Annotated in this window: 14 protein-coding genes; 3 read left to right on the top strand and 11 right to left on the bottom strand. The window is 71.0% G+C overall.

Annotated elements, in window-relative coordinates; translation table 11 throughout:
• Positions 1-6: 6 nt before the first annotated feature.
• The 9 genes from ACFYY1_RS36325 to ACFYY1_RS36285 all read right to left on the bottom strand — a co-directional run bounded on the left by ACFYY1_RS36325 (position 7) and on the right by ACFYY1_RS36285 (position 10614).
• The gene (locus tag ACFYY1_RS36325; protein ID WP_388593296.1) at positions 7-1158 is read right to left on the bottom strand and encodes an SGNH/GDSL hydrolase family protein; all 1152 of its coding nucleotides are present in this window, start codon (positions 1156-1158) and stop codon (positions 7-9) included.
• Positions 1155-2234: a DUF1565 domain-containing protein gene (locus ACFYY1_RS36320; RefSeq protein ID WP_388593295.1), complete on the bottom strand. Its 1080-nt coding sequence runs from the start codon at positions 2232-2234 to the stop codon at positions 1155-1157. Before ACFYY1_RS36320 ends, ACFYY1_RS36325 begins: the two co-directional genes overlap by 4 nt.
• Positions 2231-2833: a DUF624 domain-containing protein gene (locus tag ACFYY1_RS36315; RefSeq protein WP_388593292.1), complete on the bottom strand. Its 603-nt coding sequence runs from the start codon at positions 2831-2833 to the stop codon at positions 2231-2233. Before ACFYY1_RS36315 ends, ACFYY1_RS36320 begins: the two co-directional genes overlap by 4 nt.
• Before the next feature lie 5 nt (positions 2834-2838).
• Entirely contained in the window at positions 2839-4824 is a 1986-nt protein-coding gene (locus tag ACFYY1_RS36310; protein WP_388593289.1) for a hypothetical protein, read from the bottom strand.
• A 3-nt stretch (positions 4825-4827) separates the two neighbouring features.
• The gene (locus ACFYY1_RS36305) at positions 4828-6618 is read right to left on the bottom strand and encodes a heparinase II/III family protein (protein ID WP_388593286.1); all 1791 of its coding nucleotides are present in this window, start codon (positions 6616-6618) and stop codon (positions 4828-4830) included.
• Positions 6606-7370 carry an SDR family NAD(P)-dependent oxidoreductase gene (locus ACFYY1_RS36300; RefSeq protein ID WP_388593283.1) on the bottom strand — a complete coding sequence of 255 codons (765 nt, stop codon included), beginning with the start codon at positions 7368-7370 and terminating at the stop codon, positions 6606-6608. The genes ACFYY1_RS36305 and ACFYY1_RS36300 overlap by 13 nt, the downstream gene beginning before the upstream one ends.
• Positions 7371-7454: 84 nt before the next feature.
• Complete coding sequence (locus tag ACFYY1_RS36295) at positions 7455-8378, bottom strand: carbohydrate ABC transporter permease (protein ID WP_388593282.1); 924 nt, start codon at positions 8376-8378, stop codon at positions 7455-7457.
• Positions 8365-9333 carry a carbohydrate ABC transporter permease gene (locus ACFYY1_RS36290; protein ID WP_388593280.1) on the bottom strand — a complete coding sequence of 323 codons (969 nt, stop codon included), beginning with the start codon at positions 9331-9333 and terminating at the stop codon, positions 8365-8367. Before ACFYY1_RS36290 ends, ACFYY1_RS36295 begins: the two co-directional genes overlap by 14 nt.
• A gap of 12 nt (positions 9334-9345) precedes the next feature.
• Positions 9346-10614, bottom strand: coding sequence for an ABC transporter substrate-binding protein (locus ACFYY1_RS36285; protein WP_388593277.1), 1269 nt, complete (start codon positions 10612-10614; stop codon positions 9346-9348).
• A 225-nt stretch (positions 10615-10839) separates the two neighbouring features.
• On the opposite strand from ACFYY1_RS36285, the gene ACFYY1_RS36280 reads away from it, so the two are divergent.
• Complete coding sequence (locus ACFYY1_RS36280; protein ID WP_388593275.1) at positions 10840-11949, top strand: LacI family DNA-binding transcriptional regulator; 1110 nt, start codon at positions 10840-10842, stop codon at positions 11947-11949.
• A gap of 129 nt (positions 11950-12078) precedes the next feature.
• Here the strand turns inward: ACFYY1_RS36280 and ACFYY1_RS36275 are convergent, their stop codons facing one another.
• Together ACFYY1_RS36275 and ACFYY1_RS36270 are read right to left on the bottom strand one after the other, a co-directional pair.
• Positions 12079-12957, bottom strand: a complete 879-nt coding sequence (locus tag ACFYY1_RS36275; RefSeq protein WP_388593272.1) for a phosphotransferase — start codon at positions 12955-12957, stop codon at positions 12079-12081.
• Positions 12958-13000: 43 nt separating this feature from the next.
• The gene (locus ACFYY1_RS36270) at positions 13001-14851 is read right to left on the bottom strand and encodes a serine hydrolase (RefSeq protein ID WP_388593270.1); all 1851 of its coding nucleotides are present in this window, start codon (positions 14849-14851) and stop codon (positions 13001-13003) included.
• Positions 14852-15034: 183 nt separating this feature from the next.
• Between ACFYY1_RS36270 and ACFYY1_RS36265 the strand changes: the two genes are divergently transcribed.
• Positions 15035-16144 carry an NAD(P)H-dependent flavin oxidoreductase gene (locus ACFYY1_RS36265; protein ID WP_388593267.1) on the top strand — a complete coding sequence of 370 codons (1110 nt, stop codon included), beginning with the start codon at positions 15035-15037 and terminating at the stop codon, positions 16142-16144.
• A complete protein-coding gene (locus ACFYY1_RS36260) occupies positions 16141-17691 on the top strand; it encodes an acyl-CoA synthetase (protein WP_388593266.1) in 1551 nt (516 codons plus the stop codon). Before ACFYY1_RS36265 ends, ACFYY1_RS36260 begins: the two co-directional genes overlap by 4 nt.
• Positions 17692-17729 lie beyond the last annotated feature (38 nt).

The following is a 17729-nucleotide window of genomic DNA, read 5'->3' as shown; positions in this document are numbered from 1 at the left end:
CGGCCCTCACAGGAGATTTCGGCGGTCTACGGCCGCTGCCAGTGCGGCATGACCGGAAGGATTGGGGTGGAGTCCGTCCCCGCTGTCGTACGCGGGCAGCAGCCGTGCCGGGTCCGCCGGGTCGCGCAGCGCCGCGTCGAAGTCGACGACGGCGTCGAAGACCCGGCCGGTGCGCACCGCCGCGTTGATCCGCTGCCGCACCGCTTCGAGCTCCGGCGTCCAGCGGATCCAGCCGCCGAACGGGGCGATGGTCGCGCCGACCGTCCGCAGCCCGGCGTTGCGGGCACGCAGCACCAGCTGCCGGTATCCGGCCAGCACGCGTGCCGGATCGGTCTGGCTCGGCGGCTGCTGGAGGTCGTTGACGCCGAGATGGACGAGTACGGTGCGCAGTCCGGGCAGCGACAGCACATCGCGGTCGAAGCGCGCCTGCCCGCCCGGCCCGAACCGGGCGTCGTCCAGCAGCAGCCGGTTGCCGCTGATGCCGAGATTGGCGACGGCGGAACCGGGGAGCCGCCTGGCCAGCTGGTCGGGCCAGCGCAGATCGGCGTCGTCGGGGGTACCGACGCCCTCCGTGATGGAGTCGCCGAGCACCGCGACCACGGGCCCGTGCGCGCCCGTCACCTCGACGCCGGTCAGCAGGAACACCGAGGTGGTGCGCTCGCCGTCGACGGAGTGCGAGGCGTGGGTGTTGCGGTGGAAGGAGAGCGGACCGGTGGGGCCGGGCAGCCTGGTCTCGACCGTCAGCCGCGCCCCCTCGGCGACCCGCAGCCCGGCGACCGCGTCGCTGGTCAGGGTGGCCCCCGCGGCGATCCACGCCTGCTGCCGCCCGCCGAACGTCACCGGCAGGCCGCCGGCCGTCACCGGGCCGACGAGGACCGGGGCCGTGCCGAAGGCGTTCCCGTAACGCAGCCGGACGGTTCCGCCCGCCGAGAGCCGTACGTTGGCGACGCAGGTGCCGTCGGTCAGGCCGACGCTCGCCACCGTGTCCGTGGCGGTGGGCGCGGTCTGCGCGGTCGACCAGGACGTCGTCCAGCGCGACCGGTTCGCGCCGCCGCCCGGCCGGTCGGCCGCCTGCGCCGCCGGCGCCGCGGCCGCGACCGCCGCCAGAGAGGCCGCCGCCGTCAGTACCCCGCGTCTCGCGGGTCCCCGCCCGGTCACTGGGGGCACGCACCCGTCGGGTCGTACTCGCTGCCGTAGGTGCCGACCGCGTCGCCACCGGTGTTGCCGCTCATGGTGTTGGTGCACACCGGACCCTGCGGGGTGCGCATGAACTTGATGCCGCCGCCCGCGTTACCGGTGATGGTGTTGCCGTAGACACTGGTGTTGGTGCCGTCCGTCGCGGTGTCACCACCGAGCCGGATGCCCGCGCCGACGTTGTCGTGAATGGTGTTGTAGCGGAAGATGTTGCCGCTGCCGCGCGCGTCCAGGCCGCCGGAGCTGGAGTCCTTCTGACCGCTGCAGTCGTTGTACTCGACGTAGTTGTTGGTCGAGTTCTCCTTCACGTCGACGCACTCGTTGCCCTGGGTGGCGATGGTGTTGTGATGGATGCGGTTGTTCTTGCTGATGTCGGGGGCCGCGTCCGGGGCGCCGTTCGCCCCCTGCTGCTCCGGGGCCGTGCCGAGGTAGATGCCCTCGCCGTTCTTGCCGCCGCCGCCGAACTTGAAGTCGGCGACCCCGCAGTTGGTGATCGTGTTGTCGGAGATGTCCGCGCCGGTCACCAGGTAGCGCACCCGAAGGCACTCGTCGGCGGCGTTCTTCAGCGTCATCCCGGTGATCCGCAGCGCCCCCACCCCGTTGCCCGGAGTTGTGCTCATGACATAGATGAGTTTGAGGCGGTATCCCGACACATCGGTGGACGACCCGTGCAGCCCGTCCACGGTGAAGCCGCTGAGCGTCGTCGAGTCGTGCTGCACCTGGATGATGCGGGCGTCACCGGCCCCCTTCACCACGGCGTTCGCCGGACCGGTGATGGTGACACCGGAGCGCTTGGTCACGACGTCCTGCTTGTACGTACCGGCGGCGAGGTTGACCACCGCGCCCGTCGGTGCCAGGTCGACCGCCTTCTGGATCGTGGCGAGCGGGGCGCCCGCCGACGTACCGGCGTTGGAGTCGCTGCCGGACGGCGACACGTAGTACGCGGTGGCGGCCTCGGCGGCCACCGACGGCGGGGGGAAGGCGAGCGGTGCGCCGGCGGCCAGCGCGGCGACGAGGGTGGTGCGCAGTACACGGCTCATGGGGTGTGCCTCCTGGGGTCTGCGAAGGACAGAGCGAGCAGTACGGGGATGCTGGGGCCGAGGAGCAGGGGCCCCAGCGGTACGACGAGGGAGATCAGCGCGGCGGAGATCACCGCGCCGAGCAGTGCGGTGCCACGGGCCGCCGAGCCGAAGCCGAGGGCCAGCGCACCGCGCGACCAGGTGCGGACCGTGCCGTGCGGCGAGCGGCCCGCCTCGGCCGCGAGCGCCACATGATGGATGGTGAGCGCGGCCGCGATGCCCACCTGCGCGGCGAGCAGCACGAACGTCCACGGCTCCGGACGGCCCAGCAGATGGACGATGTTGGCGGCCAGGACGATGCCTGCCGCGGTGGACGCCAGACTGTGGCGCCACAGGGACCGCCAGTACTGCGGGAAGGCGGCGAAGGTGTGGGTGAAGCAGCGGCTGTCGCCCTCCTCCCGCCACCGCTGGAGGGCGTGCCCCATCGCGGCCAGCGCGGGGAGCCAGGTCACGACACCGAGCGACAGCAGGGTGAAGGCGGCCCCGGCGGCCGCCGGGTAGGCCACGAACTCCAGCCGCCGCAGCAGCGTCGGCCAGCCCGACGAGAGGGTTGCCCGCATGGTGATCAGCCGACCTTTCCTGTGTACGGCTCCGGTACATCGAGCAGCACGCGGCCATCCAGCTCCAGCCGGGTGGCCGCCACCACGTACGGGGCCGAGCCCTGTGCCCCGAGCAGCACCGCCGCCGCGTCGGCCGACACCGAGGCGGTACGGATGTGCCGTTCGACGGGGGAGAGGAGCACGGTCTCCGCGCCGAACGTGACGCCCTGGCCCTGCGCGCACTCCACCCGCTCGGCCGGGGCCGGTGCCGGGCCCGGGACGATCGCGGTGAGGAAGAGCGCCTGTGCCGAGGGTGAGGTCGTCGCGCGCAGCGTGTGCAGCGTGCGGGTGAGACGCAGCTCCGGCGTGCTCGACGTCGGGTTCGCCTCGACCTCGGTGGCCTCGGAGACGACCGACACGTCCTGCGGCGCGAACCGCCGTACCAGGGCACAGGCCGCCCCGGACCGGATCAGCCGGCCGCCGTCCGGCCCGGGTTCGGTGGGCCGGTCGGTCTGGAGCAGGAACGACCACTCCCGCTCCGTGTCCGCCTCCGCGAGGTCCAGCAGTACGAGCCGACCCGACGGGGTGAACACCAGTGTCCGGTCCAGCCGCCGCACCCCGAGCGCGGGATCGTACATCGCGGCGATCTCCGCCGTGGCATGCGCCCACGCGCAGTCGGGACCGGCGAGCACATCGCGCTGCCGGGCCTGCCGCTCGTACGGAATGTCCTGGTAGACGTGGTAGCGGTCCTCGTCCGCGTACCCCTGGCCGTCCACCAGCAGCAGATTGTGGTGCGCGGCCCGTTTGCGGTTGCTGTACCCCTCGTCGACCGCGAGGAACTCACCCTGCGACACCAGCACGAACGAGCCCGAATCGGGGTGGTGGTGGCCCTGGTTGAGCGTCTCCCAGCCCCGTTCCGCCCGGTGCTTCGCGGAGGTCTCCCACGCCTTGTGGCCACCGCCGGGGCTCGCCTTGAACGAGACGAGCGTGGCGTCGTCGTCCCATCCGGTGCGGGCCGAGAGCAGCCCGAGATCCGGGAAGAACGCCCGGGTCCCGGTCGGACGGGCAGCGGCCACCGACGGGTCGTACCAGAGGTATTCGAGATACGCCTCCGGCAGGATCCCCGGCCGCACCCCGCTCTCGGCCGCCTCCTGCCAGAGCAGTTCACCCGAGGCGAGATCGCCCAGCCACTGCGCCTGGGGAATCCCGTACTGTGCCGCGAGCCGGTAGTACAGGCCGGCGCTGTGTCCGCTGCGCCGGTCGTGGCAGTCGCCGTGGTCGACGTTGAACGCGAAGCCGGGAGCCAGCTGGTGCAGCCGGTAGTGGAACGTGTTCGTGAGGAAGCCGCCCCGGTCCCACCAGTCGATGCCCTCGGCCTCCTGGAGGAGGTCCAGGTGGATGGCGAGGAAGGGCACGCCGTAGCGCCAGTAGACGACCCCTTCGGCGTGCGAGCCGTCGTCCGGCATCAGATCGAGGACCGTACCGAGGTTGTCCTTGGCGCGTTCGGTCCACTCCTCCTTGCCCAGCACGTAACCGGCCGTCGCCAGACCGGCGTAACAGATCCAGTTGTGGTTCTGCCAGTACGACGACGACCACCAGCGGCCCTCGCTCGCCACCGCGAACTCGTACATCCGCCGCCCCTGGAGCAGCAGCTTGTACCGCAGCAGGGCCCGCACGCCGTCCGGCAGATCGTCACCGATCCACCGGTAGGCGAGCGAGAGGTGGTGCAGCAGCCAGCCGGCGTCCAGGTCGTGGTCCGGCATATGGGCCCTGCCCCAGTGCGGCAGCCTGACCGCGGCCTCGATCCAGCGCCGGCTCTCCGCCAGATGGCCCGGGTCGCCGCTCACCCGGTGGGCCAGCGCCGGGTTGGAGGCGGCGGGGCCGAGCCAGGTGATGCTGGCCAGGGGGTGTGTACGCGGCGGGGTCAGCCCGCGGTGGCGGGCGGCCTCCTCGTACAGCCGCGCCTGCTGTGCGGGGCGCGGGCCGGGCGGCGGGGTCGCCGAGAGCAACAAGGGTCAGTCCTCCGTCCGGAACCGTGCGGTGCCGCCGTCGGTCAGCGAGACCGTCAGCACCCCGTCACCGTCCAGCGTCACGTCGGCCACGGCGGGCCCGGCCGACGCTGCCTGGTACACCGAGGCGAAGGTGACCTCCTGCGACTGCGCGGTGAAGTCGACCCGGGTGCGCACCCGTTGCGGGTCGTCCGCCGGCCCCGGGCCCGGCCGGGAGACCGGACGCACGGTGGCGCCGGGGGTGTGGGTGTGCCAGCCGTGCAGGGTCTCGTCGCCGTACCAGGTGGTGCGGACCTCGCCCGAGGCCTGGAGCTGGACGTCCAGCGCGACACCGGGGCGCAGCTGCGCGGTGAGGCGCCGCTCGTCCTCGGCCCGCACCGTCAGCAGATCGACCAGATAGCTGTCACCGAGCACCACCCGGCGCACCGCGCGCACACCCTCGTACGCGGTCGTCACCTCGGCGGTCACGGACGAACCGTCCGAGCCGAGCAGCCGCCCGGTGCACTCGGCCTGTTCCGCGCCGTTCGCCCGGAACGCCGGATGGGCCTCGGTCGACGCGTACAGATCCCGGAACTCGGCGTGTGCGTAGGGCACTTGACCGGGGTCGGGCTGCCACGGGGTGGTGTCGCCGTACAGATACAGCGACAGCTTGTCGCGGTGGCCGTGCGAACCGCCGTGCGGACCGAAGTCCAGCAGCGCGTGGACGCCCGCGTGGTGCAGCACCGCGTACCCGGCGGTCGCGAACACCGTCACCGGACCGGGGGCGGGGCGCTGCGGCAGCGGCGGGCCGGCGAACCAGCCGTCCAGCTCCCGGTCGAGCCCGTCGTCGCCCGCGCCGAGCTCGGCACGGGCCCGGCCGGCCACTGCCTCCAGAGCCGGAGACGGCACCAACTGCTGGGCCAGTGCCACGAGTTCGAGCCACTCCAGAGCGAGCGGACCGCGCAGATACGGGCCGTCGTGCAGCGCAGGCAGGATGCCGCCCGGCGTGGCGATCGCCGCCAGCACATCCGTCATCCCGGCCAGCACGTCCACCACGTCGGACGGCACGGCCGCGGGGTCGGTGCCCCGCAGCGCCAGCAGCGCCGCCCGCAGCACGAACCCGTGGTAGTAGGTGCTGCCCTCCCATTCCCAGCCGTCATCGGCGACCGCGACCCGCAGATGCGCGTACAGCCCGTGCTCGCCCTCCAGCCACTGCCCGGCACCGTCCCACTCCTGGCCACGGGCCGCCGCGGCCCCCCGACTCGCCGCCACACCGGCCGCGTTGAGCCACGCGGTGTAATTGGAGGCGAGGTGGCCCTGACCGGTGAGCACGTCCCGGGCGTCGAGAGCGGCCCGCTCCAGCGCGTCCAGCAGCGGCAGCACCGGCGCCAGGTCCTCGGTCGACTGCTCGGCGAGCGTGATCACGGCGTGCCCGACGTTCACCGCCCAGATGGCGTCAGTCAGCGCCTGGTGGAAGAGCCGGCCGCGCAGCATCCAGGACTGGGCCTCGCCGTGCCGCTCGGTGGCCAGCGAGGCGTACAGCCCCGCGTACTCCACCAGCCGCGACACGGACTCGGCGCGCTCCTTGCGGTGGGCGAGCACCCGCAGGTGCCGCGCCCACGCCTGGTGCGAGAGCACCAGCCAAGCGCCCCGCACCGCCTCGTCGTCCACCCGGCAGCCGTACGCGCAGCGCGCACCGCCCTCGGGGAACACCCCGGAGAGCAGGTCACCGTGGTCGAGCTCCACGCCGTGCGCCGGGCAGACGTACGCGTGCCACCAGCCGCCCCGCTCCCGGGCGATCCGCCTCAACGCGGCCACACGCCACCGTCGATGTCCACGGTGGTGGCGGTGAGGAAGCCGGACGACGGCGACGCCAGGTGGACGACCGCGGCGCCGACGTCCTCGGGGGTGCCGGCCCGGCCGACCGGGATGCCGGCCTCCATCGCCTGCTGCGCCTCGGGCGCGGTGAACGTGTCGTGGAAGGCGGTGCCCTTGATGAAGCCGGGCGCGACGGCGTTCACGGTGATGCCGGTGCCACCGAGCTCCTTGGCCAGGCCCTTGGTGAACCCGCGCACACCGGCCTTGGCCGCCGCGTAGGCCACCGAACCGGGGCCGCCGCCGTTGTGCGCGGCCAGCGAGGCCATCGTGATGATGCGGCCGGCCGCCGACTGCTTCAGGTGCGGGATCGCGGCGCGCACGGTGCGGAACGTGGACGTCAGATTGGTGGAGAGGACCTGGTCGAAGTGGTCGTCGGACATCTCGGCGATGGTGGCCCGGCCGATCAGATGACCCGCGTTGCAGACCAGCACGTCCAGCCCGCCGAGGAAGCCGGTCGCCTCTTCGACGAGCCGGTCCACATCGCCGGTCACCGTGACATCGGCCTTGAACGCCTTCGCCCGGCGGCCCAGCGCCTCGATCGCCAGGACCGTCTTCGCGGCCTCGTCGGCGGAGGAGTGGTAGTGGACGGCGACGTCCGCGCCGGCTTCGGCGAGCGCGACGGCGATGGCGCGGCCGATGCCGTGGCCCGCCCCTGTCACCAGTGCGCGGGAGCCGTTGAGATCAGCAGACATGGAGTAAGTACCTTTCGAAGAACGGTTGTTCGGGCGAAAGCCGGTGACGTGCGGCCTGCTCCGGTCACGGGGGACCGGAGCAGGTCACTTGAGACCGGCGGTCGCGAAGCCCTGCACGAAGTAGCGCTGGCCGATGAGGAAGAGAATGACCATGGGCAGGGTGGCCAGCGTGGTGCCGGCCATCAGGAAGTGCCACTGGGGGCCGTTCTCCGTCTTGAAGACGGAGAGTCCCACCTGGATCACCCGCAGGCTGTCCGTGCGGGTCACCAGCAGCGGCCAGAGGAAGTTGTTCCACGACGACTCGAAGGTCAGCAGCGCCACGGTGGTGAGCGCGGGCTTGACCTGCGGCGTCATGATCCGGGCGTAGATCCGGAACTCGCCCAGACCGTCGAGCCTGGCCGCCTCCTCCAGCTCCACCGGAAGGTCCAGATAGAACTGGCGGAAGAGGAAGACCGCGAACGGGGTGACGGCGCCGGGAATGATCAGCGCCCACCAGGAGTCCAGCCAGCCGCTGCCGCCCTGGCCGAGGATGTCGTTGCCGCCGGCCAGCGGCATGAAGCGGACGATCAGGAATTCCGGCAGCACCTTGGTGTACGTGGGGATCATCAGCGCGGCGATGAAGAGGTAGAAGATGACCTCGCTGCCCCGGAACTTGATCCGGGCCAGGGAGTACCCGGCCATCGACGCCACGACCACGTTGATGAGGGTGTGACTGAAGGCGATGATGAAGCTGTTGCGCGCGTACGTCGCGAACGGCGCCGCCTTCAGCGCGTCGACGTAGTTCCCGAACGCCCAGTGTTCCGGCAGCAGTCCGGCGTCCTGGGAGGCGATCTCCACCGGAGTCTTGAGCGAGGTGAGCACCATCCAGACGAACGGCACCACCATCAGCAGTGAGACGACGGTGAGGGTGACGTAGAGCCCGATCCGGCCGGCGGTGAGCGGCTTGCCGTTCTTCACCGGCCGGGGCTTGCGTGTGGCCCCCGGCGCGTGCAGCTCAGTTGTGGCCACGGGTGCCTCCCATGATCCGCCGGTTCACCAGGGTGAAGCCCATCAGCAGCACGAACAGCACCAGTGACTGCGCGGAGGCGTACCCGATGCGGAACTCCCGGAAGGCGGACTTGTAGATCTCGAACGTCATCATCGTGGTGCTGTTGCCCGGGCCGCCGTCGGTCAGGATGTAGATCTGGTCGAAGGACTGGAACGCGCTGATCATCGACGTGATGAGGACGAAGAACGTAGCGGGCTTCAGCAGCGGCAGCGTGATCGAGAAGAACTGCCGCACCTTCGAGGCGCCGTCCACCGAGGCCGCCTCGTACAGCTCCTTCGGCAGGGACTGCAGCGCGGCCAAGTAGATGAGCATCTTCATGCCGATGCCCTGCCAGATGCCGACCAGGATCACCGAGGGCATCGCCCACGTGGTCGACGAGAGCCAGGCCGGGCCGTCGATCCCGAGGAAGGACAGGAGTGTGTTCAGCAGCCCGTTGCCCGGGTTGTAGATCCACAGCCAGACCAGTGCGATCGCGACGGTGGCCGTCACCTGGGGAATGAAGACCGCGGTACGGAAAATGCCCCGCGACTTCAGTCCGGTGTGCAGTGCCAGGGCCACGAGCAGCCCCAGCGCCATGCCGAACGGGACGGTGAAGAAGGTGTAGACGACGGTGTTGACGATGGACTTGCGGAACACCGCGTCGTCCAGCATGTCGCGGAAGTTGTCCAGACCCACGAACTGCGGCGCCGTCAGCACGTCGTACTTCGTGAAGGCCAGGACCACCGATGCGAGGACCGGCAGGCCGATCCAGAGTGAGGCATGCAGCAGCGCGGGCGCCACCATCAGCATGCCGGCGCGCTGCCTGCGGCGCCCCGGCCCCGTCGGGGCCCGGCCGGAGCGCTTCTTCGGGACCGTGCGCCCGGCGGGGGCGGAGGGCGGCGCGGGGCGCGCCTTCAATACGGATGTAGCTCCCACAGTGACGGGTCCTTACATCCGGCCGATCGCGGCTTCGGCGAGCCGGCCGAGTTCCGCGATGGCGTCCTTCGCCGACTGGTTGCCCACGATCGCGGGCTCCAGCGTGGGCTTGATCTTCTCGCGGATCTCCATCCAGGCGGTGGTGCCGCCCTCGGAGCACGCGTCGCCCATGCTCTGCAGGGAGAGATCGACGAACTTGTTCTCCTTCACGTACGAGGTGTCGTTGAGGTCCTTCAGACCGGGCACCGAACCACGCTGCTTGGCCGCACCGAGGATCGACTCGGGCGAGGCGAGGTACTCGACGAGCGCGCGGGCCGCCGCGGGGTGCTTGGAAGTGGCGGACTGGGTGACGAGGGTGCCGCCCTGGAGCATCGCGGGCTTGCGGTTGGCGAGGACGAACGCTCCGAGCTTGTCGTCCTTGATCAGGTCCGGCGTCTGTTCCCCGACCTGGGTCCACAGGGCACTGGTCGTCATCATCATCGACGCCTTGCCGGTCTGCACGTTGGTCGGGGCGCCGGCGTCCGTCTTCTTGGCGTAGTCGGCGGAGCCGTCCTTGATCAGGTCCTTGAAGAACTGCAGCGACTCGACCCCGCGGGCGTCGGTGAACAGCACCTTCTTGCCGTCCTCGCTGAACAACTGGCCGCCGTTGGCGAAGAGGAAGGTCTCCCAGCACTGGCGCAGATGGATGGAGAACGGGTCGAAACCGACCCGGCCGTTCTTGGTCAGCTGCTTGGCCACGGCACGCAGTTCGGCCCAGTTCGCCGGGGTCTTCTTGATGCCGGCCTCGGCGAAGTGGTCCTTGCGGTAGACGACGATGCGGGTGTCGAGGACGACCGGCAGCGCGTACAGCTTGCCGTCGTACCGGGACGGCTCCAGCACCCGCTTCTCGTAGTCGTGCGCGGTGGCGAACTTCTCGGGCAGCTCCGCGATCGCCTTCTTCGAGGCGAACGGCGGGATCCAGCCCACGCCCATCATCAGCACGTCGGGCAGCAGACCGCCCGCGAGCCCCGTGGTGATCTTCTCGTTGAGCTGGTCGTACGTGGTGTAGTCCACGTTCACCTTGACGTCCGGGTACTTCTTCCGGAAGCCGCCGAGGATCTCCTGCTCCAACAGCTTCTTGCCGTCGGCACCTTCGTAGATCGGGGTGAGCAGAGTGATCTCACCCTCGGCGGGGCCTTCGGCGGAGCCGCCCGTCGAAGTGCCGGTACCGCACGCGCCGAGCGCGGCGACAGCGGATCCGGCGCCGATGGCGGCAAGCAGCGACCGTCGGTTGAGTTGCATGGGACACCCCTTTTGAGGTGGAGACTGTGGATCGATCCAGCGATGAGTCCCAGCCATGGCTGGGAAGTGCTGGTAAATCGATGCACTGATGCTAGGAAGGCCTTGAGAGTGACGTCAACAGCTGATGCACATCAATTTTCGGGGATGTTAACGGGTGTACCGGTAAACGAAGTTCGGTAAATCGATACACTGGTATGGTCTAGCGAGTTCCGAACCGGAGGTGGCATGAGCGGGGTAACGATCCATCAGGTCGCGGAGGCTGCGGGGGTCTCCGCGAGCACGGTCTCCAACGTCCTGAACGGGCGGACGGACCGTATGCAGGCGGCCACGCTGGCCCGCGTGGAGCAGGTGATCGAGCAGCTCAGCTACCGGCCCAACCGAGCCGCCCGGATGCTGCGCACCGGCCGCATCAAGGTCATCGGCCTCATCGTGCCGTCGGTGGCCAACCCGTTCTGGGGGGCGCTCGCCCGGGAGCTGGAGGCCATCGCGCTCGCCGAGGGCTATCACGTACTGCTCTGCAACAGCGAGCGCGACGCGGCCCGCGAGCTCAAGTACGGCGAGGAACTGCTCGCGGACGGGGTGAGCGGAGTGGTGCTCTGCTCCTCGCTGCCCTCGCTCGACCACATGACGCCGCTGCTGAGCCGCGGGCTGAAGATGGTCGCCTTCGACCGCACCGCGCAGGCGGGCGATCCGCCGTCGCTGGCCTCCATCAGCGTCGACAACGCGATGGGCGCCGAGATCGCCACCCGTCATCTGATCGAACTCGGTCACCGCCGGCTGGCATTCGTCTCCGGCTCGGTCAACAGCGTCAACCGCCGCGAACGACTGCGCGGCTTCCAGGCCGCCCTGGAGGCGGCCGGTCTCGACCCGGCCGACGCGATCGTCTGGCCCGGCGCGGACGCCACCGAGTTCGGTGACAAGGACGCGGCCGAACTGGGACGCAACGCCGCCAGGGAGCTCCTCGCCGGCCCGCGCCCGCCCACCGCGTTCGTCGCGATCAACGACATGTGCGCGATCGGGATCTGCCGGGGGGCCAAGGACGCCGGGCGCAGCGCCGGACAGGACGTCTCCGTGGTCGGCTTCGACGACATCCTCCTCGCCGACCTCTTCGAACCGCCGCTCACCACGGTCCGCCAGCCGTTGCCGGAGATGGCCGCGGAGACCTTCCAGCAGTTGCGGGCCCGGATCGACTCGGCCCCGGCGGCCGGACGTTCACTGCTCATCCGGCCGAGGCTGGTCGTACGGGAGTCCACCGCCCCGGCGCCGGCCGGTGCGACCGCCGCGATCCCGGCACCGGCCGCCGCCGAGCAGCCGGTCGCGGGCCGGACGGAGTAGGGCGCCGCGGTCACTCCGGCGGAGTGCCGGTCCGGCTCCTCGGAGAGCGCCGCCCGTAACGCGTCGTGCCGGGAGCCGAGCGCGAGGTGTCCGGCCCATGGACCTACCGGCGCTGACCACCCCGATCCATCACAGGCGCTGTTCGGCCAGATCCAGCCAGTGCTCGACCTCGCCCGGGGCGAAGTGCCGGATCGCCCAGTCGGTCATGCGTAGACTCATATGGGCCCAGCAGGGACGCAGGATCTCCTCGGGCAGGGCGTCCAGGACGTCGTCCAGGCGGCGGACGACGCCCGGCGGCTGCTCCTTCGCGTGCAGTCCGAAGCGCAGGGTGACCAGGTCGAACCGGCGGTCCCCGCGCCCGGCGCCGTCCCAGTCGATGACCCCGGTGATCGTGCCGTCCACCGCGAGCAGGTTGCCGTGGTGGAAGTCCAGGTGCACGACGTCGTGTCCGGCCAGCCGGCCGGGAGAACCGGCACCCACGGATCTGATCCGCCGCTCCAGGGCGGCGCCGCGCGGGCCGTGCCGGCGCAGTGGTTCGTGGAGGCAGTACCCGGGGCCGTCGTCGAGCAGGTACAGGTTCACCGAGGGGACTTGCGGGTGCTCGGCCAGCAGTCCCGCCTGCGACGCGTTGAGGGCGAGTGCCCGGTCCAGCCCGCGGTGGTCCAGGAACTCCACCGGTGTGCCCGGCAGAAGTTCCTGGACCAGTACCACCGCATCGCCCACCTGGAGCGCCAGCTCCGTCGCGGGGCAGGGGTACCCGTGGGCGCCCAGCACTTCGCAGACCGCCAGCGGACCCGCTCGCAGCTCCTCGATCCGGGCGCCCGGCCGCCACTTGAGGACCGAACGGCGGCCGTCGGGCCACCGCACGTACGCGGCACCGACCTCACCACCCGGACAGGGCCCCTCGACCATCAGCCGCACACCGGTCAGGGCGTGCACGGCTGCTGCCGTCCGGTCGGCGTCCAGGCGCTCGGCGCGTGCCCAGCTCTGCGATGACGATGTGCTCATCGGGACATTGTCCGGTGCGGCTCCTGGTGCGGCCCGGCGCGGGTCAGTCCGCCGACGCCGTCCAGCCCAGCGCCTCGATGCGCGAGGCGTCGCCGGACCGGTTCTCGTCGAAGAGAGTCCGGTTGCCCTCCTCGACCCGGACGGCGTTCACGTACGCCCCGCGCCCGACGTACAGCTGGTCCGTCGTGTACCGCCACCTCAGCCGGACCTCCTTGCCGTGCCAGGCGGCGAGGTCCGCGTCCAGGCGGTGCCACACCCGGCCGGACCAGCCGGAGACCGCGCCGGTGGGGTGCGGTTCGGGCTCGGGGAGGGGTTTTTGCGAGGTCGGGACGGTGGTGAAGGGAACCGGCTGCCAGGTCGCCCCGGCGTCCGCCGACGCCTCCAGGAAGAGGAAGTCGGACCCGGGCTCGGTGTCCCACCACAGCGCCGAGGTCAGCCGGGCGTGCGAGGAGGCGATCCGCAGCGGCGGCAGGGTGAGCGTGGCCGAGGCGGCGCTCGCCATTCCGGAGAACCACGCCGTACGGCCACGGGCGGGACGGACCGCTACGGCGCGCGCCAGCTGATTGGCCGTGGCGACGCGCGGTGCGCTTCCGGAGCGCCAACTGCGCACCGGGTGAACCGAGTTGCCGAGGACGATCAGGAACGAGTCGGTCGTCGGGTCCAGTACGAGACTGGTGCCGGTGAAGCCGGTGTGGCCGGCGGTGCGCGGGGTGGCCATCGCCCCCATGTACCAGTGCTGGTAGAGCTCGAAGCCGAGACCGTGCTCGTCGCCGGGGAACGCGGTGTTGAAGTCGGTGAACAGCAGGTCGACCGATTCGGCGGAGAGGATCCGCGCGCGGCCGTAGACCCCGCCGTTGAGCAGCGTACGGGCGAGGATCGCCAGGTCCCAGGCGCAGGAGAAGACCCCGGCGTGGCCCGCGACCCCGTCCAGGCTGTACGCGTTCTCGTCGTGCACCTCGCCCCAGACCAGCCCGCGGTCCAGCCCCGACCAGGGCAGCCGGGCGTCCTCGGTCGCGGCGATCTTCGGCTTCCAGGAGGCCGGTGGGTTGTACCGGGTGCGGTGCATCCCGAGCGGGGCGGTGATCTGCTCCCGGAGCAGGACGTCCTGCTTGCGGCCGGTGATCTTCTCCAGGACCAGCTGGAGCGAGATCAGATTGAGGTCGGAGTAGAGGTACACCGTGCCGGGCGGGTTGGCCGGCACCTCGTTCCACAGCAGCTGGAGCTTTCCCTCCCGGGTCGGCGCCTTGTACAGCGGGATCCAGGCGCGGAAGCCCGAGGTGTGCGTGAGCAGCTGACGGATCGTGATGTCCTGCTTGCCGCCGCCCGCGAAATCGGGGAGGTACGAGGCGACCTTCGCCTCCAGCTCCAGCGTCCCGCGCTCGATCTGCTGCACGGCCAGGATCGAGGTGAACAGCTTCGAGACCGACGCCAGGTCGAAGACGGTGTCCTCGGCCATGGCGATCTGCTGGTCCGGCGGGAACTCCACCCCGGTGTCGGACTTCTCGTCGTACGCCGCGTAGCGCACGGCCTTGCCGATCGGCCGGTGCAGGGCCACCGTGCCGCCCCGCCCGGCGAGCAGCACCGCACCCGCGTACCAGGGGTGCTTCGGGGAGGCGGCGAGGAACTTCTCCGCGTCGGCGACCAGTTGGTCCAGCGGCTCCTGGAGCAGCCCGGCGCGGTCGGCCGGGCCGCGCCGCAGCGTCGGCCTGCCGTGCCCCGGTGCGCCGCTCCCGGTGACCCCTGTACGCATGTCCGACGACCCCGTCCCCGACTCCATGGCCGACGCCCGCTCCGCGAACGGAATCGGCGCCAGGGCGAGCGCCCCGCCCAGGGCCAGCATCCCACTGCCCAGCCTCCGCCGGCTGATCCCTCTGTCCGCCGCGTCCTCGGTCATCCGGAACCCCTTCTCACTGCGCGAAAGTTACTTTCGAAAATTCGTCCGGCAATGAAACTTCCTGCCGCCGCAGAGATTACTGTCACCCCCCGCCGTCACGGAGGCCCCCTGCGTCACAAAGAATCTGACACTGCATCAGAAAATCTCTTCCCTCGGGGGACCGGCTGCGGCATCCTGCGCCCCATGGAGACGGAGCTGAGCAAGAAACTGGGAGTCGAGCACGCCATCTTCGGCTTCACGCCGTTCCCCGCGGTGGCCGCGGCCATCACCCGGGCCGGCGGATTCGGCGTACTCGGCGCGGTCCGCTACACCGCCCCCGACGACCTCGCGCGCGACCTCGACTGGATGCAGGAGCACACCGACGGCAAGCCGTACGGCCTGGACGTCGTCATGCCCGCGAAAAAGGTGGAGGGGGTGACCGAGGCCGACGTCGAGGCGATGATCCCGGCCGGTCACCGCCAGTTCGTCCAGGACACCCTCGCCAAGCACGGCGTCCCCGAACTCCCCGAGGGCGAGGCGTCCGGCTGGCGCATCACCGGCTGGATGGAGGAGGTGGCCCGCAACCAGCTCGACGTCGCCTTCGACTACCCCATCCGGCTCCTCGCCAACGCCCTCGGGTCGCCGCCCGCCGACGTCATCGAGCGCGCCCACGACCACGGCGTGCTCGTCGCCGCCCTCGCCGGCAGTGCCAAGCACGCCCGCCATCACGCCGACGCGGGCATCGACATCGTCGTCGCCCAGGGATACGAGGCGGGCGGCCACACCGGCGAGATCGCCTCCATGGTCCTGGTCCCGGACGTGGTCGACGCCGTCGGAACGCTGCCCGTCCTCGCCGCCGGCGGCATCGGCAGCGGCGAGCAGATCGCCGCCGGACTGGCCCTCGGCGCCCAGGGCGTCTGGCTCGGCTCCCTCTGGCTGACCACCGAGGAGGCCGACCTCCACTCCCGCGCCCTGACCCGCAAACTCCTCGCCGCCGGCTCCGGCGACACCGTCCGCTCCCGCGCCCTCACCGGCAAGCCCGCACGGCAGCTCCGTACCGAATGGACCGACGCCTGGGACGACCCGGCCGGACCCGGCACCCTTCCCATGCCGCTCCAGGGACTGCTGGTGGCCGAGGCCGTGTCCCGCATCCAGAAGTACGAGACCGGCGCGCTGCTCGGCACCCCCGTCGGCCAGATCGTCGGACGGATGAACAGCGAACGCAGTGTGCAGGCCGTCTTCGACGACCTGACCCGCGGCTTCGAGCGAGCCGTGGACCGGATCAACCGCATCGCCGGACGGAGCGCGTCATGAGTCAGCCGCCCAACGGCTTCTGGGCCCAGGCCACCGCCGACCCCGACCGCACGGTCCTGACCGCACCCGACGGCGAGAGCTGGACGGCGGGCCGGTTGCACGCCGCCGCCAACCGCCTCGTCCACGGACTGCGCGCGGCCGGGCTGCGAACGGGCGACGCGTTCGCCGTCGTGCTGCCCAACGGCGTCGAGTTCTTCACCGCCTACCTCGCCGCCGCCCAGGCCGGCCTCTACCTCGTACCCGTCAACCACCACTTCGTCGGCCCCGAGATCGCCTGGATCGTCGCCGACTCCGGCTCCAAGGTGCTCATCGCCCACGAACGGTTCGCACAGGCCGCGACCGAGGCCGCCGACGAGGCGGAGCTGCCGGCGAGCCACCGCTACGCCGTGGGCACGGTCGACGGCTTCCGCCCGTACGCCGAACTGCTCGAAGGACAGCCCGAGGACGCCCCGCAGGACCGCACCCTGGGCTGGGTCATGAACTACACCTCGGGCACCACGGGCCGCCCGCGCGGCATCCGCCGCCCGCTCTCCGGCAAGCTCCCCGAGGAGAGCCACCTCGGCGGATTCCTCGGCATCTTCGGCATCAAACCGTTCGACGGCAACGTCCACCTGGTCTGCTCGCCGCTCTACCACACCGCCGTCCTGCAGTTCGCGGGCGCGTCCCTGCACATCGGACACCCGCTGGTCCTGATGGACCGGTGGACGCCCGAGGAGATGCTGCGGCTCATCGACACCCACCGCTGCACCCACACGCACATGGTCCCGACCCAGTTCCACCGCCTCCTCGCCCTCCCCGACGAGGTGAAGCGGCGCTACGACGTCACGGCCATGCGGCACGCCATCCACGGTGCCGCGCCCTGCCCCGGCCATGTCAAGCGCGCCATGATCGACTGGTGGGGGAGATGCGTCGAGGAGTACTACGCGGCCAGTGAGGGCGGCGGCGCCTTCGCCACCGCGGAGGACTGGCTGAAGAAACCGGGCACGGTCGGCAGGGCCTGGCCGATCAGCGAGCTCGCCGTCTTCGACGACGACGGCAACCGGCTGCCGCCCGGCGAGCTCGGCACCGTCTACCTGAAGATGAACACCGGCGGCTTCAGCTACCACAAGGACGAGACCAAGACGAGGAAGAACCGCATCGGCGACTTCTTCACCGTCGGCGACCTCGGCATCCTCGACGAGGACGGCTACCTCTTCCTCCGCGACCGCAAGATCGACATGATCATCTCCGGCGGGGTCAACATCTACCCCGCCGAGATCGAGGGCGCCCTCCTCGGCCATCCAGCCGTCGCCGACGTCGCGGTCTTCGGCATCCCGCATCCCGACTGGGGCGAGGAGGTCAAGGCGGTGGTCGAACCGGCCGAGGGGCACGAGCCGGGCCAGGAGCTCGCCGCCGCGATCCTGCGCCACTGCGAACAGCACCTGGCCGGGTACAAGCGCCCCAGAAGCATCGACTTCATCGACGCGATGCCCCGCGACCCCAACGGCAAGCTCTACAAGCGGCGGCTGCGCGACCCGTACTGGGAAGGCCACTCACGGGCCCTGTGACCCGCCGTCCGGCCGCCGCCCGACGCGCGGGCCCGCAC

Source organism: Streptomyces sp. NPDC001890, assembly GCF_042891445.1.
GTDB lineage: Bacteria > Actinomycetota > Actinomycetes > Streptomycetales > Streptomycetaceae > Streptomyces.
Note: the sequence above shows the minus strand (reverse complement) of the source record. Positions and strands in the feature narration are given on the sequence as shown.